This is a genomic window from Acinetobacter sp. 1000160 (assembly GCF_000588715.1).
Classification (GTDB): domain Bacteria; phylum Pseudomonadota; class Gammaproteobacteria; order Pseudomonadales; family Moraxellaceae; genus Acinetobacter; species Acinetobacter courvalinii.
In genome coordinates this window covers 255945-277491 of sequence record NZ_JFWP02000004.1, presented here as the reverse complement: position 1 = coordinate 277491, position 21547 = coordinate 255945, and the positions used below count along the sequence as shown (strand labels likewise).

Sequence of the window (21547 nt, the reverse complement as noted above, 5' to 3'; positions counted from 1 at the left end):
CTCACTGGTAAATGCCTGATTATTGTTCAGAGGACTTTTCATTCATCCAGCGATAAACCACCGGCAAAATCAGCAAGGTCAGCAAGGTCGAAGAAATAATCCCGCCAATTACCACCGTCGCCAGTGGACGCTGGACTTCCGCGCCTGTACCTGTGGCAATGGCCATGGGGATAAAGCCCAGCGATGCGACACAGGCCGTCATCAGTACAGGACGCAAGCGCAATACCGCACCATGCCAAGTGGCATAATGAATATCAAATTGTTCTCTCAACTCTTTGATAAAGCTCAGCATCACCAGACCATTCAACACCGCAACACCCGACAGGGCAATAAAGCCCACACCTGCCGACATGGACAAGGGAATATCGCGTAACCACAGCGCGACCAAACCACCCGACAGGGCAAATGGCACACCACTAAACACCAGCAAGCTCTCTTTAAAGTTATTGAACACTGCCATCAGCAAAATAAAGATCATCAGCAATGCCAGTGGCACCACAATCTGCATTCTGGCTTTTGCCGATGCCAGATTTTCAAATTGCCCGCCATAACCAAGCCAATAACCGCTTGGTAATTTTTGCTGGACCAGTTTCTGCTGCATCTCAGCCACGAATGAGCCCAGATCACGTTCACGTACGTTAGTGGTGACCACCACACGGCGCTTGCCATTTTCACGGCTGACCTGTGCCAGACCTAAGATATTCTCTACTTTTGCCACATCTTGCAGCTTGATCAGACCACCATTCGGCAATTGAATCGGCAGCATGGCCAATTGCTGTGGCGTACGCATGACATCGTCCAAACGCACCACAAAATCAAATCGACGGTCACCCTGTAAAATCTGTCCAACACTTTGACCACCAATACTGGCAGCCACCAGATCCTGAATGGATTTGACCGATAAGCCATATTGCGCAGCCAGTGCATGATCAATATCGACATTGAGTAACGGTAAACCATCGGTCTGTTCGACTTTGACTTCGCTGGCCCCCGGAATGGTTCTCAGGGTTTGAGCAACTTTCTCAGCCTCCTGGTTCAGCACCTGCATATCATCACCAAAGATCTTGACCCCAATATCACTCCGTACGCCTGAAATTAACTCATTGAAACGGAGTTCAATCGGCTGCGAAAACTCACTGTTATTCCCTGGGATCTTTTCAACGTAGGCCAACATTTTAGTTCGAAGCTCGTCAATAGTTTCCGATTGATCCGGCCATTGATCACGAGGCTTTAACAGCACCACTGCATCAGAAATATTCGGTGGCATGACATCGGTTGCCACTTCAGCAGTCCCGGTACGGGCAAAGATCGCCTTGATTTCAGGAAATTCTGCCATAAGCTGTTTTTCAACACTTTCCTGAATCTTGAGTGATTCCTCAATCCCCGTACTTGGCGCACGCATCAACTGTAACGCAAAATCGCCTTCACTGAGCTGAGGTGCAAATTCACTCCCTACTCGTGTACCAATCGCAGCCGTTAATATTAAAATCGTCACAGCACCTGCCAGTACGACATATCGGAAGGCATACGCTCGATCAAGGATTGCCTCATAATTGCGCTTCAGCGCCGCCATCCAGCGACTTTCCTTCTCCTTCACCTCACCTGTGACAAATAATGCCACCGCCGCCGGAACAAAAGTCACCGATAAAATGATGGCTCCAATCAATGCAAGCACCACGGTCATTGCCATAGGATGGAACATTTTCGCTTCCACGCCCGCCAGTGCAAAGATCGGCAAGTACACCACCATGATGATGATTTGCCCAAAGATCAGCGGACGTCTCGCCTGTTTTGCTGCCAGGAATACTTCGGTGAAGCGTTCAGAACGGGTCAGCAATCGGCCTTTATGGTGTTGAGCCTCTGCCAGCCGTCGGATACAGTTCTCCACAATCACCACTGCACCATCCACGATAATCCCGAAATCCAGTGCGCCCAGACTCATCAGGTTGGCACTGATTTTCTGCTCTGCCATCCCTGTCAGGGTAAACAGCATCGACAACGGAATAATACAGGCAGTGATCAATGCAGCTCGGAAATTGCCGAGGAACACAAACAGGATCACGATCACCAGAATTGCGCCTTCAATCAGGTTTTTGGCCACCGTCTTAATGGCTTTATCCACCAGATCACTCCGGTTATAAACCGTTTCAACCACCACGCCTTCTGGCAATGAGCGCTTGATTTCCTGCATCTTGCTATCTAAGGCCTGAGCGATAGATTTACTGTTCTCGCCCATCATCATCATGGCAATCCCCAGTACCGTTTCTTCACCGTTATAGGTTGCACCACCGGTTCTGAGATCATGGCCAATCGACACTGTTGCCACATCGGCCACACGGATCGGTAAACCGTTTTTGGTACTGACCGTAATATTTTCGATATCCTGTACGGTCTTGAGCATCCCCGGGATACGAACCGTCAGTTGCTGCCCATTTTCTTCAATAAAACCTGCACCACGGTTTTCATTGTTTTCAGACAATACCGTTTGCAAGTCAGTTAACGGAATTTGCAGTTGTTGCAAACGTTTCAGATCCGGAGCAACCACATAGGTCTTGTTATACCCTCCAATACTGTTGATTTCGGCGACACCGGGCACACGTTGCAATTGAGGACGAACAATCCAGTCCTGAATTTCACGCAGGTCCATGGCTTGATACGGCGTGCCATCTGCCTTTTTAGCATTCGGTTCCGCCTTGATCACCCATTGATAGATCTCACCCAGACCTGTGGAGATCGGTGACATTTGCGGATCAATATCATCAGGCAAAGCACTCTTGGCTTCCTGTAAACGCTGGTTGATCAGCTGACGCGCCCAATAGATATCGGTGCCATCTTTAAAAATCACCGTAACCTGTGACAGGCCATAACGGGAAATTGAGCGGGTTTGCTCCAGATTTGGAATACCCGACATCGCATTTTCAATTGGATAGGTAATCCGTTGCTCAACTTCAGGGGCCGTGAATCCGCCTGCCTGACTGTTAATTTGCACCTGAACATTGGTAATGTCGGGGACGGCATCAATCGAAAGCTTCTGATAGCTATAAATCCCGACCCCAATCCAGGCCACCACAAATAGCATCACCCAAATCGCATTGCGTATGGAAAATTGAATAATACGGTCAAACAGGCCTTCCGCAGGGGGAAGCCCTACATTCTCCTTAGTGTCCATGCTCAGCCTCTCCCTTCTCCATCTCCGATTTCAGAAGGAAACTGCCCTGACTGACATACTGCTGTTTTTCAGTCAGACCAGACCGGATTTCTACCCACTGTCCATCACTGGAGTAATTGCCCAGCTGGACTGGTGTAGGGGTAAAATGCAGCTGATCTTTTTCTTGCTTGGCTACAAAAACCGTGGCTTTGCCTTCAATCTGCTGAATCGCCGCTTTGGCAACGCGTAGCACAGGTTTCTTGTCTGTGCCTTCTAACAGCACATTGACCATCAAGTTAGGTCGTAGTTCTTTAGCCGGTGTCAGGACTTTGGCACGTACTTGCAAACGACCGGTTTGAGTATCGGCCGCTGTGGTTAAGGTCTGAATTTGCGCCTTAAAGGTATTGCTGGTTTGCAGCGACTTAAACTCGATCTGCTGATCCGGCTGGACATTGATGTTATTGACACTTGGTAAGATAAATTCAATCCAGAGCTGATCCAGCTGATCAATCACGAACAATTGTTTATCCGGGGTAATCTGCTCGCCCACCACGATATCTTTCAGACTCACGATTCCGCTTAACGGTGCGGTCAGCACATAGCGCCCCTGACTCCCTGTAGATGCACCTAAAGCAGATAAACGGCTGCGTGCGGCTTGCACCTGAATCTGGGCCTGACGATACGCATTATAAGCCCGCTGATAATCCTGACGTGCAGACACGCCCTGTTCCCAGAGTTGCTTTTCACGCTGATAATCTTGCTGCGCCAGGGTCAAGGCTTCCTGTGCAATACTTAAATTGGCTTGTTGATCGACCAGATCCGGAATAAACAGGGTAGCAAGTACCTGCCCCTTCTTCACCTGCTCGCCCAGTGCTGCATTGACACTTTCCACCCGTCCGGCAAAAGTTGCAGATACATGCGCTTGTTGATCGGTATTCGGTACCAGCTTGGCAGGATAGGCATATTGCTGCGATACTTCTCCGACACCTACCTGAGCCAGTTTCACGCCGTATTCCGCCATCTGTTTTGGCGTCAGGTTTAAACTGCCTTCCTCAGTTTCACTGTCATGACCAGCTTCATCTTCAGCATGTCCTTCTTCACCATGGCTATCAACCGTAGCAGTATCACGACTGGTTTTGTTTTTCCCTGTAAAAAAGAGCAATGCACTCAATATCAGACCAGCCACCACAACAAGGATGACCCAAAACCACTGTTTCTTAGATTGATTCGTCGACATTATTCTGCTCCTACAACAGTGGGAAGGTTATTGGTCTCTTTCCACAGGGTCTGATTGATCTGGTTTAAGGCATCACTTGAACTCACCATACTCGGTTCAATTCCGAGTGCTAAACTCTCTGCCTCAATCTGTTTCCGCCATGCACTTTTAAGTAACTGGACTTTATTTAAGCGTTGCTCTTGCAATTGCATGGTGGCTTGCTGCACATCGGTAATGGCATATTTACCGACCTTAAAACCGAGCAGCATTTTCTCTTGTACGGTTTCAGATAATGGAATTTGTCGTTGATTGACTAAATCGAACTGTTGTTTCAATCCTGCCAACTCTGCAGTTAAGGTCTGGATCACATTCAAGTTTTGTTGCTTATAGAACTGTTGCTGCTTAACCAGCAAATCTTGTTTGGCATTGGCAATGCGTAATGAATATTGCTGACGATTAAAAATATTTAACGGAATCTCGATACCTACCCGTAACTTGTTGTCAGTCGAGTTGGTGTCTGCTGTTTTACTTTGCACCATGCCTAAATTAACGGTCGGATTCGGGCGATTCGACACCTTTAAATAGTCAATATTGGCCTTTTGCCGTGCGATATCGAGCTGGATCGCGCGCTCGAATAAATTATTCTGCATATAGCTTTGCAAATCCTGTTGCTGCGGCCAGACATTGCTTGCCTGCGCAGAGAAGCGGTTGTCCGTACTGCCCCATAAATTGGCCAGTTGGCGTTTTGCTGTCGCCAGCGCCAATTCGGTTTGCTGGAATAAACGCTGATTTTCAATATGTGCCATTAGGGTACGGTCTAGATCGACCTGCGCAATACTGCCTGCCTTGAGTCGTAAGCGTGTTGCGTCCAGGGTCGCCTGACTGGTTTTTAATTGTGCCTGAACCACATCGTGCTCTAGCTCAAGAACCACCACTTGCGACCACAGATATTTCACCGCGAGTTCAAGTTGGGCATCGTATAAAGCTTGATTAAGACCGACCTGAGTCGCTTGTACATCAGCGAGTTTCACTGCCGCACGGCGTTCACCAAACACATCGAGTTTTTGTGAAAGACCAAATTCCAGTTCTTTATCTTTACCTGAGCGGAACTCGGTTTGCTGAATCGAAACACTTGGATTTGTCCATAAACCGGCCTGTTTTACATTGGCCTCGGCAATGCTTTGCTGGGTTTGCCAGACACCGATACCGGCCTGATGCTGTTTCACATCTTGCAGGATTTGTTCAAAATTTAGCTGCCGTTGCAGCGCTTGGGTCGAAGCATGATTTGCATCTAGCAAGGACTCTGCTGCTACAGCTTGACTAAAAAGCACAGCCGTTAGCGCAATTGCCAAGGCCGACCATTTCAATGACGATGGATGCGCATGAGAATTTGATGCATTGTTCTGAAATGCATGGATACGCTGATTTAAATTTAAAGACATATAAAGCCCCGCAAATAATAAGGTTGCGGTGGGCTATTTTTCGGCTACCCCACCTATAGCGGGGTCAATACAGGGGGCGGATTTAATCCAGAGAGATGGGGGGACTGATAGGAGTTGGACCAGTAATATTTTTGTTCTGCCTGATGCATCCCTAAAACCGGTTGATCCAGTTGTTGCTGGGCTTCGGTCACCACCACATGAAAGCAGGAAGGCAAGTGATCATGATGATCTTGCAAACTTAAGGGCATGGGTAAATCAGAAGCGTCCTGATCAACCGCAATGGTAGGCTGGGCAGAAACTTGGGACTTTTCCGGAACATGATGTCCAAAATGATTGAGTGAACTATACTCGCCTGACTTTTCATGCGCACAAAAAGCGGCCGCCACATTCCAGAAACCCTGAAACATGAACAAACTCAGCAAGACGGTGATGAAAATCGCGGAACGATGCAAAGTTTACTCTTTAGACAAAAATTGCTCGGATGAACTATAGCAAGTAAAGCAGATGTAATAAAATTACATGTCTGGATTTCGCTACAAAATCCCAGCTTAAGATCAAAGCAGACTACGATAAAGGTTTAAAATAGGAAACGGCCCTGCTCATTCAGCCGTTTCCCTCCAGTTTAAACTAAATTATTTACACTTTTGATGATGCTTGTGCTCAAGCGTCTGTTCAAGCTTGGCCTTGGCCTGTTGCTGAGAGTTAAGATTCTTTTCCAGAAAAATCAAACCACCATCGGCATTGGCCCAGCTTGCTGAAACGAATAAAACCAAAAAACATAGCACTGTATTTAATTTAAAAGACATAACATTCACCTGATTTAAATCTGTTGATTCATGTTCCATTTCCAGCATTAAGAAATGGAATGTGGGTGAATTCATCTTCAATAAACACCTGATTCCAAACCGCTATTCTAAAAATTCTGAAGAACTCAAGAAGCTACGATTTATCGAGACAAGTTCAAATTTGCCAAGCGTTTGATTAAGGACAAATAACCCATTGAAATAGATGTATTTCCAGTGAGTTATTTTTAGGCTACCTCACTTATAGCGAGGTCAATATCGGAGGCGGGTTTAATCCGGATAAATGCGGGGAATGGGAAGCGTTAGACCAGTGATAGTTGTGCTCGATTTCATGGATCCGTACAACAGGGGCATGCCACTGCTGCTGTGTTTGCATCACCATCACGTAGGAACAGGACGGTAAATGATCATGATGATCTTGCAAGTTTAAAGAGGCGGCGACATCCTTATCCGCTTCAATAGCAGAAGCTGAATGCGTTGCGGAAACATGACGCTTTTCAGGGGCATGATGCCCAAAATGCTTGAGCTCACTGTACTGGCCCGACTTTTCATGCGCGCAGAAAGCCGCTGCCACATTCCAGAAACCTTGGAACATGAACAAGCTTAACAGCAGGGTCATAAAAATCAGCGGACGTTGCAACAGCACACCCTTACAGTAAATTGCATAAAGCCACTATAGCAAGCGATGCCGATGTAATAAAATTACAAAACAATTTTTGGTCAATTTATGACTGATTTAAAAAAGTTTTTTCTTTAGAAAAATGAATTTCAGATTTGAGTTCCTGCCATGCATAAACTATGTTCCGCCCTCATCGCAATCGCCTGTCTAAATTTGAGTGGCTGTGCCACGACATTGCTGTCACAGGCACTTCCGAACGAAACCACAAGAACCGAAACAGTGACTTTAGCAAAAGATCAAATCATTGCCATAGGGCAAGCTGTTCAGAACCAGCAGGCACAAGGTATTGTATTTGTAGGTAAGGATTTCAGTTATCTAATGACCGACGGGAGCGCCGAGCTATCCAAACTGCTACATGCAATTCCAGCAGATCAACGCAGTCTGACCAGCCCTTCCCCATTGGTACTGACCATGGATGATCCAAGTCATTTTCAGGGTGTGTTACAGATTCGCTATAACACGCGAATGGTCGATTTGAATGACACACAAAAGGACCTGTTAAAATCCCTGGGCTTTAGACAGAATTTCAATACCATTTATAACCAGCAAACCGCGCCTTATCCGTATATCAATATTTTCTTTAAAGGCCAGCTCTATCAAGCACCGGAAGCGCGCAAGATCCAGAAAACCTTAGCACAGCCTTATCCAATTATCCTGCAACAGGAAAATAAAATTACCAAAAAGCATCCTGTTAAAAAAGCCACCCGCATGGTGCTGTATCCATTTGCCATGACTTTCGATGTGATTACTGTGGTTCCATCATTGATGTGGGCCGATTTACGGGGTGAGTTTAATAATTAAACGTCGAGCATTGGCTTTTTTTATATACCCTGCTGATCCACTCAACTTTTAATGAACATAAAAAACCAGCCCGGAGGCTGGTTTTTTGCTTTACCCGAAATTAACCGGTAATTTTTTTGTATTTGGTGCGTTTTTGAGATGCATCATCACCTAAACGTGACTGACGGTAAGCTTCGTATTCTGCATAGTTACCTGTGTAGAATTCTGGCTGTTCGTTCTCAAATGACAAGATGTGCGTTGCAATACGATCAAGGAACCAACGGTCATGCGATACCACCATGACGGTACCCGGGAATACCAGAATGGCATCCTCAAGTGCACGTAAGGTTTCGATATCCAAGTCGTTCGATGGCTCATCCAGCAAGATCACGTTTGCGCCCATCTGCAAGATCTTGGCAAGTTGTAAGCGGTTACGCTCACCACCCGACAATTCACCTACACGTTTTTGCTGATCTTGGCCTTTAAAGTTAAAGCGACCGATATAAGCACGTGATGCAATTTCGTAATCACCGATTTTCAGGATATCTAAACCGCCAGAAACTTCTTCCCAAACGGTTTTGTTGTTATCCAAGGTGTCACGAATCTGACCCACGTAAGCCACTTTAACTGACTCACCTAAAGTCACAGTACCGGTATCCGGTTGCTGTTCGCCCGTCATCATACGGAATAAAGTCGTTTTACCCGCACCGTTTGGACCAACAATACCCACGATCGCTGTAGGCGGTACAGTGAACGTCAGGTTTTCATAGAGTAAGCGACCATCGAATGATTTACTGATCCCTTCCACTTCCACAACCTTGTTACCCAGACGTGGGCCAGGTGGAATGTAGATTTCAGAGGTTTCATTACGTTGCTGGAATTCTTTAGAGTTAAGCTCTTCAAAACGTTCCATACGCGCTTTGTTTTTCTTTTGCTGGCCTTTGGCATTTGAACGAACCCATTCAAGTTCTTTTTTCAATGCTTTAGCAAAAGATTCTTCTTGTTTCTGTTCCTGCTCTAGACGGGCATTCTTTTGTTCCAACCAAGAAGAATAGTTACCTTGGTAAGGAATACCATGTCCACGGTCAAGTTCAAGAATCCACTCAGCCACGTTATCCAAGAAATAACGGTCATGCGTAATCGCAACGATGGTGCCAGGGAAATCTTTCAAGAAACGTTCTAACCAAGATACTGATTCAGCATCCAAATGGTTGGTCGGTTCGTCGAGAAGCAACATGTCTGGCTTGGAAAGCAATAAACGGCACAATGCAACACGACGACGCTCACCACCTGAAAGCAAGGATACATCAGCATCCCATGCTGGAAGGTTCAATGCATCCGCAGCAATTTCAAGCTGGTTATTGAGGTTATGTGCATCCCATGCATGGATGATGGATTCCAATTTTTCTTGCTCTTTCGCAAGTGCATCAAAATCCGCATCCGGTTCAGCATATTCAGCAAAAACCTGGTCAAGACGTTCTAAAGCGTCAAGTGCTTCACGTACACCATCTTCAACGTTACCACGAACGTCTTTGGTCGGATCAAGTGGTGGCTCTTGTTCTAAGTAACCGATTTTGATTCCTGGTTGTGCACGAGCTTCACCTGAGAAATCTTTATCTACCCCAGCCATAATACGGAGAAGGGTTGACTTACCTGCACCGTTCAAACCAAGCACACCAATCTTTGCGCCTGGGAAAAATGATAAAGAGATGTCTTTTAAGATTTCGCGCTTCGGCGGAACCATTTTAGACACTCGGTTCATCGTATAAATATATTGGGCCACGCAGGACTCCTCAATTGAAAAACCAGTACATCGCAAATAAGCGAAAAAATATCTGGCATATTATACGCTGAAACCCCCTTGACTTGAAGTTAAGTTGACATTTGTTTGGCTTCAACAAAGGATTTTCTTTTTCAAGACATTACAGGCTTGAATGATTTACAGCAGATAAAAAATTGATCTGCTTCGGATTAAACCTGCTATATCACTAAAAACGCTATACAGCGCAAAATTTATGCACCCTTCTGGATAAAATATCGGCTAGACTCGATGATTATTTAACTCACGTAGATGAAGTCATCATGACCTATAAAGATGAAACTTTAGCCATTCATGCGGGATATTCACCAGAGGCTACCACCAAGGCTGTGGCCGTGCCGATCTATCAAACCACCTCTTATGCCTTTGATAATACACAGCATGGGGCCGACCTATTTGATTTAAAAGTTCAGGGTAATATCTATACCCGGATTATGAACCCGACCACTGCCGTGCTTGAACAACGTATTGCAGCACTGGAAGGTGGGATTGGGGCGTTGGCACTGGCCTCCGGCATGGCTGCGATTACCTACGCAATTCAGACCATTGCCGAAGCAGGCGACAATATCGCCTCGGTCTCCACCTTATATGGCGGAACTTATAATTTATTTGCCCACACCTTGCCGAAGCAAGGCATTGAAGTCCGTTTCTTTGACTATCAGAATCCGGAAGCGCTGCGTCAAATTATTGATGACAAAACCAAACTGGTGTTTGTGGAATCGATCGGTAATCCGCTCGGCAATATCATCGACCTTGAAGCCATTGCCAAGATTGCGCATGAGTATGGTGTGCCTGTGATTGTCGATAATACGGTAGCAACACCTGCACTGCTTAAACCTTTTGAATTTGGTGCAGATATTGTGATTCATTCCCTGACCAAATATATCGGCGGTCACGGTAATAGCATCGGTGGTGTGATTGTCGATAGCGGTAAATTTCCTTGGGGCAAATATCCTGAACGCTTCAAAGCATTAAACACGCCAGACCCAAGCTATCATGGTGTCAATTATGTCGAAGTATTGGGAGAAGCAGCTTATATTGCCCGTGCGCGGGTGGTACCGTTACGCAATACCGGCGCAGCCATTAGTCCGCTCAGCGTATTCCTGATCCTGCAAGGACTGGAAACTTTAAACCTGAGAATGGAACGTCACACAGAAAATGCCATCAAGATTGCTGAATATTTAAAACAGCATCCCAAAGTAAAATGGGTCAATTATGCGGGTCTGAAAGATCATCCACAGCATCATTTGGCGCAAAAGTATGTGAAAGGTAAACCTTCTGCCATCCTGTCCTTTGGTGTGCAAGATGGCTTAAAAGGCGGTACTCGCTTTATTGATGCCTTGCAACTGTTTACCCGTCTGGTCAACATTGGCGACGCCAAAAGTCTGGCCTGCCATCCGGCGACCACAACTCACCGCCAACTCAATGCAGAAGAGCTAAAATCAGCAGGTGTCAGTGAAGATTTAGTGCGTTTGTCGATTGGTATCGAACATGTGGATGACCTGATTGCCGATCTCGAACAAGCCCTCGCCCAAGTTTAATTTTAATGAAATCAACGAGCCCCGGAAATGGGGCTTATTTTTTGTGCAAAACCAAAAAAATATGCTCGATTTTTCAACTAATACAACACCTTTTTTTAGAGCTTTTACTCTAAAAAAGATATTATTTTTCAAACATTTACACTAGACAAACAAAAAAGATCGGTTAATATTAGACCAAAATAAATTGCAGTGTTAAGCGGTATAGGACAGCATTGCACACAACAGCATGATTCGTGATGAATGTAGGATACTTACATGAATGCAAAACTCAAAAAACTTTTTCAGCAAAAAGTCGACGGTAAAACAATCATTGTCACTGGTGCATCAAGTGGTATTGGTTTAACGGTTTCAAAATACCTTGCGCAAGCTGGGGCCCATGTCTTATTGCTCGCTCGCACCAAGGAGAAGTTAGATGAGGTCAAAGCAGAGATCGAGGCTGAAGGTGGAAAGGCGTCTGTGTTTCCATGTGATCTCAACGAAATGGAATCCATTGATGCGGTTTCAAAAGAAATTCTGGCTGCAGTGGATCACATCGACATTCTTGTAAATAATGCCGGTCGTTCAATTCGCCGAGCGGTACATGAATCGGTTGACCGTTTTCATGACTTCGAGCGCACCATGCAGCTCAACTATTTCGGTGCAGTACGTCTGGTTCTGAATATCCTGCCGCACATGATGCAGCGCAAAGATGGCCAGATCATCAATATCAGCTCAATCGGGGTACTTGCCAATGCAACCCGCTTCTCAGCTTATGTTGCATCAAAAGCGGCTTTGGATGCATTCAGCCGCTGCTTATCCGCAGAAGTACATGCACATAAAATTGCGATTACCTCTATTTATATGCCTTTGGTCCGTACACCAATGATTGCACCAACCAAAATCTATAAATATGTCCCAACGCTTTCACCAGAAGAAGCTGCCGATCTGATTGCTTATGCCATCGTGAAACGTCCAAAGAAAATCGCCACCAATCTTGGTCGTCTGGCTTCGATTACCTATGCAATCGCACCAGACATCAACAATATCCTGATGTCGATTGGCTATAACCTGTTCCCAAGCTCTACCGCATCTGTGGGCAAACAGGAAAAACTCAATCTGGTGCAACGTGCTTATGCCCGCCTGTTCCCAGGTGAACACTGGTAAGCCTCTAGCTGGTTCATTAAGAAAACAGCCCGTCCTTTGACGGGCTGTTTTTATTTTGAATAAAACTCGCTTTAACGGGCCTGACTGACCCAGTCCGTGGTTTTACGAATTGCCTCTTCCAGATCACCCGTTGCAATCTGCCAGCGCTGTTTGAACTGCTGTAACACTACTTGTTCTAAAGGTTCGGTTCTAAGGAAATCTAACATTTCCCGAGACATTTCCAGCTTCTTCGCCAGCCATTGCCACTTTAAAATCATTTTCAACAATCCGATCGGAACATGCCGTGTAGGTGCCTTGACCTGCAACTGCGCTGCAATCATGCCCGTCAATTGCGGTAGGGCCAGATCATGCTCGCTGACTACCAGCATCGACTGATTTGTTAACGCCTGATCCATCGAAGCCTTGACCATGATCTGACATAAATCATCGACCCGGATCAAAGGCAGATAATGTTGTGCAGTTGCCGGCAGTGCACTCATTTTCTTGCGTTTTAGCAGATCAATCATTTGCGCAATCGGCTGGTTCAACGGAATCTCACCAGAGACATCATCACCCAACACCGTTGCTGGATGGATAATGGTCCACTCCACCGACAAGCGTTGTGCGGCGCGGATCCAGGCAAAATGGGCCTCTATCTTTGAGGCCTCATAGGCACCTAAGCGCTGATATACCACGAGCCAGTCAGTCTGGTCGGGCTGTTCAAGACAGACGCCTGCCTGGCGTAAGTGATCAAGCAGAGTCAGCATATATCCTGACATATGCACAGCACGTTTTAAGTCACAATGCTGATGTACACAGGCCAGTAAATTCAGTGCACCATCAACATTGACTGCCCGTGCCTGCTGCATCTCCAGATTCCAGGCAAACAAGGCACTACTATTATATAAAGTATTGATGGACTTTAATTTCTCCCAGTCTTGTGGCTGAATACCAAGATTTACCTGAGTCACATCCCCTTGAATAAAAGTCAGTTGCTGCAAAGAAACATTTTTTTGTTGCAGCCATTGAATCAGGGCCTGTTGTTGCTCCAGCGGATTACGGATCAGGGCGAAAACTGAATGTCCCTGTTGCAAAAGTTGCAGAATCAGATAGCGGCCAATAAAACCTGTCGCGCCAGCAACCAGTGCAACTTGACAATATTGTTGATTTTTTAAGTGATTATGGTCCATTTTTTATGCCTATTTGATTGACTGTAGGCACAGGTTAAAGGATGGAGTACACTCAATGGTCAAGGGGTTAATACCGCTTTTTTTATAACAATAAAGGATACGCAAGATGTTGATTGGACAGTTGGCAAAACAGGCAAACCTAAGCCGGGACACCATTCGCTTTTATGAAAAGATGCAGCTGATCCAGTCCATGACCTGTAATAATGGCTATAAAGATTATCCGGAACAGACGCTGCAACAGCTACAACTGATTCGTTCTGCCAAAAATCTGGGCTACACCCTGAATGAAATCAAGCAAATTTTAAATATGACGGCGCAAGAGGAAATTCCTGCGGCACAGGTCCAGACCCTGCTTCAAGAAAAGCTCAATCTGATTGATGAAAAAATTGCCCAGCTTTATCAGATCAGAAGCATGCTAACTCAATTTACGCAGGGAGAGCCCTGCCCATTCAGAGCAGACTGCGTTATTCCAGTGCTGGACTAATTGTTATTCCGAAATAGCTTGCTGCTCTAGCACGGTATAAGCCAAAAGCAAAAAATCAGGACGGATGAAAATACGATCAAAAACAACACGGATTGGCTGTGTGTATAAACTGAAACTTATCCACAGCTTTGCTGCTTTAATCACCAGTTCTAAAGATTCGGCCTGTTTATAGCTTAATGAATGGATATTCATGTCTTAATGCATCGATCAAGTTTTAATCTCCACGCAGCCATGCAATCATCTAAAAGAAAGGTTCAAGATAGATTGCACCAAAATGGCTCTATTACAGACCATTTACATAAACTGAATCAGGCGGATGCAAATATTGTCTCTTATAAATACTTAATTCTCTGCTTTTAAAAAGATTAAAATCTATACATTGACCATTCTGACAATGTATATCTGTCAATGAGTTAGCTCAGAAACATACTGATTCTCTCTAGATAAAAATATATTCATAAAAAACATACAAAATAGTGTCATTTTCATGCTTCTTTAGCGGTATATAACATTCTGTAAAGATTCAGTTACAGAATCTTGCTTGGTGAAAAGGAACGTATATGAGTCAGGTATATAGCAAGGAAGAAAGAAGAAGTCGTATCAAAGGTATCGTCGGTGCGGCATCAGGGAACTTGGTTGAATGGTTTGATTTCTATATCTATGCCGTCTTTGCTGCTTATTTTACGCATGCATTAACTGCACCGGATATGGATCCAACCACTAAAGCGATTTATGTATGGGGTGTATTTGCTGCCAGCTTCTTTATGCGACCAATCGGCAGCTGGTTATTCGGACGGATCGCTGATCGTCACGGTCGCAAACAGTCCATGGTGATTTCAATTTGTCTGATGGCACTGAGTTCATTCCTGTTTGCAGCCTTACCGACCTATGATCAAGTCGGTATGTGGGCCCCTTTCCTGCTACTGATGGTTCGTTTATTACAAGGCCTTTCGGTCGGTGGTGAATATGGTGCTGTCGCCACCTATATGAGTGAGCTGGGCTTAAAAGGACAACGCGGTTTCTTTGCTTCGTTTCAATATGTCACCTTATCCGGTGGTCAGCTACTCGCCAGCTTACTCGGGGTCATCCTGCTTGGCTTTATGACTGAACAGCAATTGAATGATGGCGGCTGGCGTATTCCATTCGTGATTGGGGGGATTGCTGCAATCTTGTCTTTACTGGCACGAAGCCGTTTAGAAGAAACCTTATCGCATGAAGATGCGGAACGTGAGGAATCCGGTAGTCTGGTTGCCTTACTGAAACAGCACTGGAAAACCTTCTTGCTGGTAGTCGGCTATACCTCTGCAGGTTCACTGACTTTCTATGTGATTACAGTCTATTCTAAAACCTATCTCACCAACATCGGGATGGATGGCAAAACTGTCGGTTTCATTATGACCACAGCCTTGTTTGTGTTTATGTTGGCGCAACCGTTGTTTGGGATGCTTTCAGACCGTATTGGCCGTCGTGCATCCATGCTGGCTTTCAGTTTACTTAGCGCGATCTTTATCTATCCAGTGATGGTCACCGGTATGCGCAGCTTTGCTGACTCGCCTGTTATTATCACCTTATTACTGATTTTCCTGATGATGCTGCTGAGCTTCTACACCTCAATCAGTGGTTTGGTCAAAGCAGAAATGTTCCCTCCACATGTGCGTGCCTTAGGTGTCGGTTTCTCTTATGCCGTCGGTAATGCCTTGTTTGGTGGTTCAGCACCATCGGTGGCGTTGCTATTTAAAGATGCAGGTATTGAAAACATCTTCTTTATTTATGTGATTATCATGCTGATGATCTGTTTCTTCTGTAGCTGGGCCTTACCGAAAAAGCCTGAATATCTGGAACATGACCACTAACTACATTCAAACTTAACAAGCAAAACCACTTTTGTTCAGGCAAAAGTGGTTTTTTATTTTGGACTTATTTTAAATAAGGATTTGCATTCACCAACTGCTTAAATCCACTCTGGACCAGCATGGCGGTGCGGGAACGGGGACGCTGTTCAGCTTCCCGCTGGGTAAATTCAATCATGATCCGGTTAAAATCGAGGCGCGGATAGTGTTGCTGTAATTGCTGTCTAAACTGTTTGGAAAATTCAAAACCACGGCTACCAATGACGTCACAACTGGCAGCCTGTTGTAATAGATGAGCCTCAATCCCCTGCTCAAGGGTGACATGGGGATTCATGTGCAGACTGATTACATCAAACAGCTGATCAGCGCGCCCGATTGACCAGCCTTGTTGAATTGACCAGTCTTTCGCCGCATAGGCTCCTTGCCCGGCAAAGCAACGGCAATGTGCATGATGCTGATAATGCTGTGTTGTCATCCCCCAAATCGTGTAACAGGCATGAAACGGCTAATAGCTCAGCATCACATTGCAGTGGTTGCATTTTGGCAAAGGCAATGGCGTAACACCATGTACGCAGACAGTGATTCTGTAAGGCCTCAGCACTACAAGACTGCATCTGGGCCAAGGCCTGTTGTACATCTGAGCTATCAGGCAATACCAGATCTTCGATACTCAGTTGCTGCATTCTGTTGCGCTGCTTATGGTGGGCTAGAGCATAGCTTTTAATGGTTTGCTGAATGACTGGCAGTAAACTGTGACTCAGCAAGGTTATGCGATCTTTTAATCCTAAATCACCAGAAGTCCGGTTCATCCAGTGCTGTCGACCAATCTGCATCGTATTTTCCAAAATTAGAGTAATTACTCTAATTTTTAAAGCAACGCATTGCATCTGTCAAAGTCTTTTCCTTTCTCGACCTGAGCTGGTTTAAACAAGACGGCCATGAAGCCTGGATCAACTTTGGCTTTTTCTCCCCCCTCTTCCGATATTTTTCGCTGCTGAACAAGCGCAAAAAATGATAAAAACTCCACTACTTTTCAGCCAGTTTTTCAATTTCCTTTACAACCATTTTTAGCGAAAATTAAATAATTTGCTCACTTATCCAGCATTTCGTTTAGTTTTTCTGCTGAAGTTTAAGCGTAATTTAAGTTTTTATGCATAATGGACGGCGCTTTGTTTTTTATTTTTTGGTGTACTTTTAACACTTTTTTTATGGCAAGAGGTTACGACTTAAGGGAGTAAATAATGCTTACGCTGATAGGTATTCTAATTATTGTAACGATTGTCGCGTTACTCATGTCGGGTAAAACCAGTCCAATTGTTGCAATGTCGATTGTTCCGCTTATTGGGGCGCTCATTGCTGGCTTTTCGATTAGCGAGATTTCCGGCTTCTTTGAAGCAGGTTTATTAAAAGTCAGCAAAGTGGCCACCATGTTTTTATTTGCCATTTTGTTTTTCAGTATTTTAAAAGAGTTACATGTTTTTGACCCCATGATCCGCAACATGGTGCGTCTGACCCGCGGTAATGTGGTGATTGTTGCGGTGATGACCACCTTGATTGCTGCTATCGTACATCTGGACGGTTCCGGGGCGGCCACTTTTCTAATTATTATTCCTGCCTTACTGCCGCTCTATCGCAAACTGGGGATGAGTCCTTATCTGATGCTGTTACTCATGGCCGGCAGTATGGGTATTATGAATATGGTGCCGTGGGGTGGCCCTTTAGGTCGTGCATCTGCCGTGACCGGCATTGAAGCCGCCGCACTCTGGCAGAGCCTGATCCCGGTACAGGTGATTGGTATTCTGGGCATGATGGGCTTTGCCGTATTGATGGGCTTACGTGAAAAGAAACGTATTCTGGCAGCACAAGCCTTGGGTACCACACCTTTTGAACAGGACTGCATGGCAGCCGATATGGCGGAAGATGTACAAGAACACATCAAACCTAAAAAGTTCTGGTTTAACATCGGTCTGGTTGTTCTTGCGGTTATCTGTCTGGCGTTTGGTCTATTCTCTGCACCTTACGTCTTTATGATTGCCTTATCACTCGTATTATTGGTGAACTTCCCTAAACCAAGAGAACAAATGGCGGTGATCAGCCGACATGCACCTCAAGCCTTAAGCATGGTGGCCATTATTTTTGCTGCTGGCGCCTTTTTGGGAATTCTCTCCGAATCAGGCATGTTGAAGTCAATCGCACTGGATCTGATTCATATTTTACCAACGACTTGGGTCGGTAGCCTGCATATTCTGGTCGGTATCCTAGGTGTTCCAATGGATCTGTTTACCAGTACCGATGCTTACTATTTTGCCCTCTTGCCGATTGTTCAGGAAGTGACTGCAACTGCTGGTGTAACTGCTGATTCGGTGGTGTATGCCATGGCGATTGGCAATAACGCCGGTACCTTCGTTAGCCCATTCTCACCAGCAACATGGCTGGCCATGGGGCTTGCAGGTACAGACATGGGACGTCATTTACGTTACTCGTTTGGCTGGATCTGGCTATTTAGTTTCTTCACCTTAGGTGTTGGTTTCTTGCTCGGTCTCTATTAATCTTTGCCAACATAAAAAGAGCATACTCAGGTATGCTTTTTTTTATGGCTTATAAATTTTTATCGTGAGCAGATCAATGCCTAGAGCTGCTGCTTTAATAATTCCTCTAACCAATCAATAAAATCCTGAAAATATTGAGGACGATACTGGCGATCCGTCAATAAAATATTGACCGGTAATTGCAAGTCCGGAACCTCTACAAATAAACGCTGTAACACACCTTGCCGTACATAGGGTGCAGCATCAAATTCAGGAATCTGGATAATACCAATGCCAGCCAAACCGGCCTGAATATAGGCTTCGGTATTTTCAATCAGTAAACGGTACGGCATTCTCAGACGCTGATCCCGAAATACCAATTCACTCCATTCCCGATAATGTTTCGCCACATGGTAGTCCACGGCATAATGCTGCTGCAGCTCCTCAAAGCTTTTGGGTTCACCAAATTCAGCTAGATAAGCAGGTGCTGCCAGTGTCCAGATATGGGTTTGTGTGATGGGTCTGATCAGCAGATATTGGTCCTGTACCTGTCCCACCCGCACCACACAATCCAGTTGCTGTTCAATCAGATTGGAAAAGTCATCACAACCATTCACCAGCACCTTGACCTTGGGATAGCGCTGATAAAAACAACCTAAATGCGGAATCAACAGCTGAGTGGCCAAGCGTTTTGGCATGCCAATGCTAATCTTGCCTTCCGTACTCCGCACATGCGTCTTAAAGCGATTCAGCTCTTTTAATTGCGTCACCAGACGCATGGCTTCCTGATAAAACAGACTCCCCTCATGGGTTAAAGCAACTTTACGAGTGGTGCGATAGAACAGCAGTACTTCATATTCTTTTTCAAGCGCCTGTATGGCATAGGTCACGTTGGAGCGGGGCAATCCCAGTTGCAGTGCAGCTTGTGCAAAAGATTGCTTCTCTGCCACTAAACAAAAGATTTTTAAGCGCTCAATCTTATCCATTTTATTATTCAACTTTTCTGCACAATCAGTTCAATACTAACAACTATTTCAAACAAATAAATTGCATTAGCATGATTTTCATACACAACAATCAGGAGAGAGAGATGTCACAACATACGCTAGCAGGAAAAACCGTCTTGATTACGGGCGGCGCTAAAAACCTGGGAGGCTTGATTTCACGCAAGTTTGCAGAACAAGGAGCAAACTTGCTCATTCATTATAATAGTGCAGCAACACAGGCAGATGCAGAAGAAACCTTAAAAGCCGTACAGGCATTCGGGGCAAAAGCGGTTTTGGTGCAAGCAGATTTATCCGATATCCAGAATATTGAAGCACTCTTTGTCCAAGCCAAAGCAGAATTTGGTGGCGTTGATATTGCCATCAATACCGTCGGTCGCGTGCTCAAGAAACCATATCTGGAGACGACTGAACAGGAATTTGACGGGATGAATGAGATCAATAACAAGATTGCCTATTTCTTCATTCAGTCTGCAGGCCGTCATCTCAATCCACACGGAAAAATCTGTAGTATTGTGACCAGCTTACTGGCTGCCTATACCGGTCTCTATTCCACCTATGAAGGTCTGAAAGCACCGGTGGAACATTACACCCGTGCCGCATCCAAAGAGTTTGGTGAACGTGGCATTTCGGTGACTGCGGTTGCGCCGGGTCCGATGGATACGCCATTTTTCTATGGTCAGGAAGCACCTGAAGCCGTGGCCTATCATCAATCTGCTTCCGCTTTAGGTGGACTGACCCAAATTGAAGATATTGAACCGCTGGTTCGTTTTCTGGTCACAGAGGGCTGGTGGATTACAGGCCAAACCATTTTCGCCAATGGCGGTTATACCACCCGTTAACTCCCAAAATGAAACGCTTGGGCACTTTATTTAACAGCCCAAGCGTTTAATGCAACCAAAATACCAACCCGTAAAAACAGGCCAGACTCAGGATAATGGTCAACAAGGTATGCTTGACCTTGTAGGCAATTACAATGGTAAGCAGCGTCGCCAGAAAATAGGGGTTGAGTAAAGTACTACGGAAAGCTCCCTGCTCATCCATAAATACAATCGGCGTGGCAATTGCGGTCAATAAACACGGTGCAGAATACTGCAAGGATTGCTGGAACCATTTCGGTAAGCGTAATGGAATATTCGGCTCCAGCAGAATATAGCGATTCATGAAGACCACAATGGCCAGAATAATCAGCAGAAACCAACTCATGCCGCACGCTCCCGCAGATTCTGCAAACAGGTCGCAGTTAACATACCAATCACCCCCGCCAAGATGGCTGCACTTTTAATGCCCAGACTCAAGAAAACAACCGTCAGCATAACCGAGACCAGTACACCGACCAGCGTATTCAGGTTTTTAATAAATGGAATTACGATGGCGATAAAGGTCGCAACAATGGAAAAATCGAGATGATATTGATCCAGATTGGGCACCGAAGCTGCCAGCAATACGCCACACAGGCTGAACAACACCCAGCATAGATAGAAGCAACTGCCTGCACCCAGCAAATAATAAATATAATGCTGCTGTTTCTTAATACTGACCGCAAACAGTTCATCTGTCAGTAGAAATCCCAACATTAAGCGATGTTTCAATGGCTGTCTGGAAATATCGTCACGTAGATAGAGCGCATACAGATAATGCTGGGTGGTGATTAAAAACACGGAGATAATAATGGTTAAAGCAGGTGTTCCTGCCATGACCAGCCCCAAAGTCATTAACTGTGCTGCACCCGCAAAAACCAGCGCAGACATGCCCACCGCCTGTAAGGTGGTCAGCCCAGCCTGAATTGCCATAGAGCCCGCGAGTAAGCCCCACGGTAACACCGCAAAACACAGCGGTAGTATTTTGACGACACCATTAAAAAATGCCCGCGTTACGGTCATGGGGGTATCATCAGTTACGCTGTCACTTAACATCAAAATCACAAGGGTTAATAAAAGA

Annotated in this window: 19 protein-coding genes and 1 pseudogene; 7 read left to right on the top strand and 13 right to left on the bottom strand. The window is 45.4% G+C overall.

All coding sequences use genetic code 11. The features are described 5' to 3' along the window. Positions 1-19: 19 nt before the first annotated feature. The 6 genes from J699_RS08525 to J699_RS08550 form a co-directional block, all read right to left on the bottom strand. A complete protein-coding gene (locus J699_RS08525; protein ID WP_032868539.1) occupies positions 20-3169 on the bottom strand; it encodes an efflux RND transporter permease subunit in 3150 nt (1049 codons plus the stop codon). Further along, entirely contained in the window at positions 3159-4385 is a 1227-nt protein-coding gene (locus J699_RS08530) for an efflux RND transporter periplasmic adaptor subunit (RefSeq protein ID WP_032868538.1), read from the bottom strand. The genes J699_RS08525 and J699_RS08530 overlap by 11 nt, the downstream gene beginning before the upstream one ends. Further along, positions 4385-5806 carry a TolC family protein gene (locus J699_RS08535; protein ID WP_032868537.1) on the bottom strand — a complete coding sequence of 474 codons (1422 nt, stop codon included), beginning with the start codon at positions 5804-5806 and terminating at the stop codon, positions 4385-4387. The genes J699_RS08530 and J699_RS08535 overlap by 1 nt, the downstream gene beginning before the upstream one ends. A 53-nt stretch (positions 5807-5859) precedes the next feature. Continuing rightward, positions 5860-6258: a cation efflux protein, CzcI-like gene (locus J699_RS08540; protein WP_212750250.1), complete on the bottom strand. Its 399-nt coding sequence runs from the start codon at positions 6256-6258 to the stop codon at positions 5860-5862. Positions 6259-6438: 180 nt separating this feature from the next. Further along, positions 6439-6687: a hypothetical protein gene (locus tag J699_RS08545; protein ID WP_131224142.1), complete on the bottom strand. Its 249-nt coding sequence runs from the start codon at positions 6685-6687 to the stop codon at positions 6439-6441. 163 nt (positions 6688-6850) lie between these two features. Further along, entirely contained in the window at positions 6851-7249 is a 399-nt protein-coding gene (locus J699_RS08550) for a cation efflux protein, CzcI-like (protein ID WP_212771457.1), read from the bottom strand. Positions 7250-7396: 147 nt separating this feature from the next. Between J699_RS08550 and J699_RS08555 the strand changes: the two genes are divergently transcribed. Then, on the top strand, positions 7397-8089 hold the full coding sequence (locus J699_RS08555) for a hypothetical protein (protein WP_005282638.1): 693 nt from the start codon (positions 7397-7399) through the stop codon (positions 8087-8089). Between the two features lie 100 nt (positions 8090-8189). Here the strand turns inward: J699_RS08555 and ettA are convergent, their stop codons facing one another. Further along, positions 8190-9851 (bottom strand): energy-dependent translational throttle protein EttA, encoded by a 1662-nt coding sequence (gene ettA, locus J699_RS08560; protein WP_004776096.1) that lies wholly within the window; start codon positions 9849-9851, stop codon positions 8190-8192. A 299-nt stretch (positions 9852-10150) separates the two neighbouring features. Here ettA and J699_RS08565 point away from each other — a divergent pair, with 299 nt between their 5' ends. Further along, positions 10151-11428, top strand: a complete 1278-nt coding sequence (locus J699_RS08565) for an O-acetylhomoserine aminocarboxypropyltransferase/cysteine synthase family protein (RefSeq protein WP_009506728.1) — start codon at positions 10151-10153, stop codon at positions 11426-11428. 255 nt (positions 11429-11683) lie between these two features. After that, entirely contained in the window at positions 11684-12571 is an 888-nt protein-coding gene (locus tag J699_RS08570; RefSeq protein ID WP_005282632.1) for an SDR family NAD(P)-dependent oxidoreductase, read from the top strand. A gap of 71 nt (positions 12572-12642) precedes the next feature. On the opposite strand, the gene J699_RS08575 is transcribed toward J699_RS08570, so the two are convergent. After that, positions 12643-13740: an SDR family oxidoreductase gene (locus J699_RS08575; protein WP_032868534.1), complete on the bottom strand. Its 1098-nt coding sequence runs from the start codon at positions 13738-13740 to the stop codon at positions 12643-12645. 106 nt (positions 13741-13846) lie between these two features. Between J699_RS08575 and J699_RS08580 the strand changes: the two genes are divergently transcribed. Continuing rightward, positions 13847-14224 (top strand): MerR family DNA-binding protein, encoded by a 378-nt coding sequence (locus J699_RS08580; RefSeq protein ID WP_032868533.1) that lies wholly within the window; start codon positions 13847-13849, stop codon positions 14222-14224. Between the two features lie 3 nt (positions 14225-14227). On the opposite strand, the gene J699_RS08585 is transcribed toward J699_RS08580, so the two are convergent. Continuing rightward, positions 14228-14416 (bottom strand): hypothetical protein, encoded by a 189-nt coding sequence (locus J699_RS08585; protein ID WP_032868532.1) that lies wholly within the window; start codon positions 14414-14416, stop codon positions 14228-14230. Between the two features lie 368 nt (positions 14417-14784). Between J699_RS08585 and J699_RS08590 the strand changes: the two genes are divergently transcribed. After that, positions 14785-16077 (top strand): MFS transporter, encoded by a 1293-nt coding sequence (locus tag J699_RS08590; protein WP_032868530.1) that lies wholly within the window; start codon positions 14785-14787, stop codon positions 16075-16077. Between the two features lie 64 nt (positions 16078-16141). Here J699_RS08590 and J699_RS0218710 read toward each other — a convergent pair. Further along, positions 16142-16907: pseudogene (locus J699_RS0218710) on the bottom strand (HD domain-containing protein). A gap of 408 nt (positions 16908-17315) precedes the next feature. Here J699_RS0218710 and J699_RS08595 point away from each other — a divergent pair. After that, positions 17316-18623, top strand: a complete 1308-nt coding sequence (locus tag J699_RS08595) for a CitMHS family transporter (protein ID WP_032868529.1) — start codon at positions 17316-17318, stop codon at positions 18621-18623. Positions 18624-18703: 80 nt separating this feature from the next. Here the strand turns inward: J699_RS08595 and J699_RS08600 are convergent, their stop codons facing one another. After that, positions 18704-19588 (bottom strand): LysR family transcriptional regulator, encoded by an 885-nt coding sequence (locus J699_RS08600; RefSeq protein WP_032868528.1) that lies wholly within the window; start codon positions 19586-19588, stop codon positions 18704-18706. Positions 19589-19692: 104 nt separating this feature from the next. Here J699_RS08600 and J699_RS08605 point away from each other — a divergent pair, with 104 nt between their 5' ends. Further along, entirely contained in the window at positions 19693-20448 is a 756-nt protein-coding gene (locus J699_RS08605) for an SDR family oxidoreductase (RefSeq protein ID WP_032868527.1), read from the top strand. 46 nt (positions 20449-20494) lie between these two features. Here the strand turns inward: J699_RS08605 and J699_RS08610 are convergent, their stop codons facing one another. Then, positions 20495-20812, bottom strand: a complete 318-nt coding sequence (locus tag J699_RS08610; protein ID WP_032868526.1) for an AzlD domain-containing protein — start codon at positions 20810-20812, stop codon at positions 20495-20497. Continuing rightward, positions 20809-21522 carry an AzlC family ABC transporter permease gene (locus J699_RS08615; protein WP_005227723.1) on the bottom strand — a complete coding sequence of 238 codons (714 nt, stop codon included), beginning with the start codon at positions 21520-21522 and terminating at the stop codon, positions 20809-20811. The genes J699_RS08610 and J699_RS08615 overlap by 4 nt, the downstream gene beginning before the upstream one ends. Positions 21523-21547: the final 25 nt, after the last annotated feature.

What these genes read in the sequence shown, in the direction of transcription:
- J699_RS08615 (WP_005227723.1), bottom strand. Translation starts at nt 21,522, where the DNA reads ATGTTAAGTGACAGCGTAACTGATGATACCCCCATGACCGTAACGCGG.
- J699_RS08580 (WP_032868533.1), top strand. Translation starts at nt 13,847, where the DNA reads ATGTTGATTGGACAGTTGGCAAAACAGGCAAACCTAAGCCGGGACACC.
- J699_RS08605 (WP_032868527.1), top strand. Translation starts at nt 19,693, where the DNA reads ATGTCACAACATACGCTAGCAGGAAAAACCGTCTTGATTACGGGCGGC.
- J699_RS08525 (WP_032868539.1), bottom strand. Translation starts at nt 3,169, where the DNA reads ATGGACACTAAGGAGAATGTAGGGCTTCCCCCTGCGGAAGGCCTGTTT.
- J699_RS08610 (WP_032868526.1), bottom strand. Translation starts at nt 20,812, where the DNA reads ATGAGTTGGTTTCTGCTGATTATTCTGGCCATTGTGGTCTTCATGAAT.
- J699_RS08570 (WP_005282632.1), top strand. Translation starts at nt 11,684, where the DNA reads ATGAATGCAAAACTCAAAAAACTTTTTCAGCAAAAAGTCGACGGTAAA.
- J699_RS08585 (WP_032868532.1), bottom strand. Translation starts at nt 14,416, where the DNA reads ATGAATATCCATTCATTAAGCTATAAACAGGCCGAATCTTTAGAACTG.
- J699_RS08535 (WP_032868537.1), bottom strand. Translation starts at nt 5,806, where the DNA reads ATGTCTTTAAATTTAAATCAGCGTATCCATGCATTTCAGAACAATGCA.
- J699_RS08595 (WP_032868529.1), top strand. Translation starts at nt 17,316, where the DNA reads ATGCTTACGCTGATAGGTATTCTAATTATTGTAACGATTGTCGCGTTA.
- J699_RS08575 (WP_032868534.1), bottom strand. Translation starts at nt 13,740, where the DNA reads ATGGACCATAATCACTTAAAAAATCAACAATATTGTCAAGTTGCACTG.
- J699_RS08600 (WP_032868528.1), bottom strand. Translation starts at nt 19,588, where the DNA reads ATGGATAAGATTGAGCGCTTAAAAATCTTTTGTTTAGTGGCAGAGAAG.
- J699_RS08545 (WP_131224142.1), bottom strand. Translation starts at nt 6,687, where the DNA reads ATGAATTCACCCACATTCCATTTCTTAATGCTGGAAATGGAACATGAA.
- J699_RS08590 (WP_032868530.1), top strand. Translation starts at nt 14,785, where the DNA reads ATGAGTCAGGTATATAGCAAGGAAGAAAGAAGAAGTCGTATCAAAGGT.
- J699_RS08530 (WP_032868538.1), bottom strand. Translation starts at nt 4,385, where the DNA reads ATGTCGACGAATCAATCTAAGAAACAGTGGTTTTGGGTCATCCTTGTT.
- J699_RS08565 (WP_009506728.1), top strand. Translation starts at nt 10,151, where the DNA reads ATGACCTATAAAGATGAAACTTTAGCCATTCATGCGGGATATTCACCA.
- J699_RS08555 (WP_005282638.1), top strand. Translation starts at nt 7,397, where the DNA reads ATGCATAAACTATGTTCCGCCCTCATCGCAATCGCCTGTCTAAATTTG.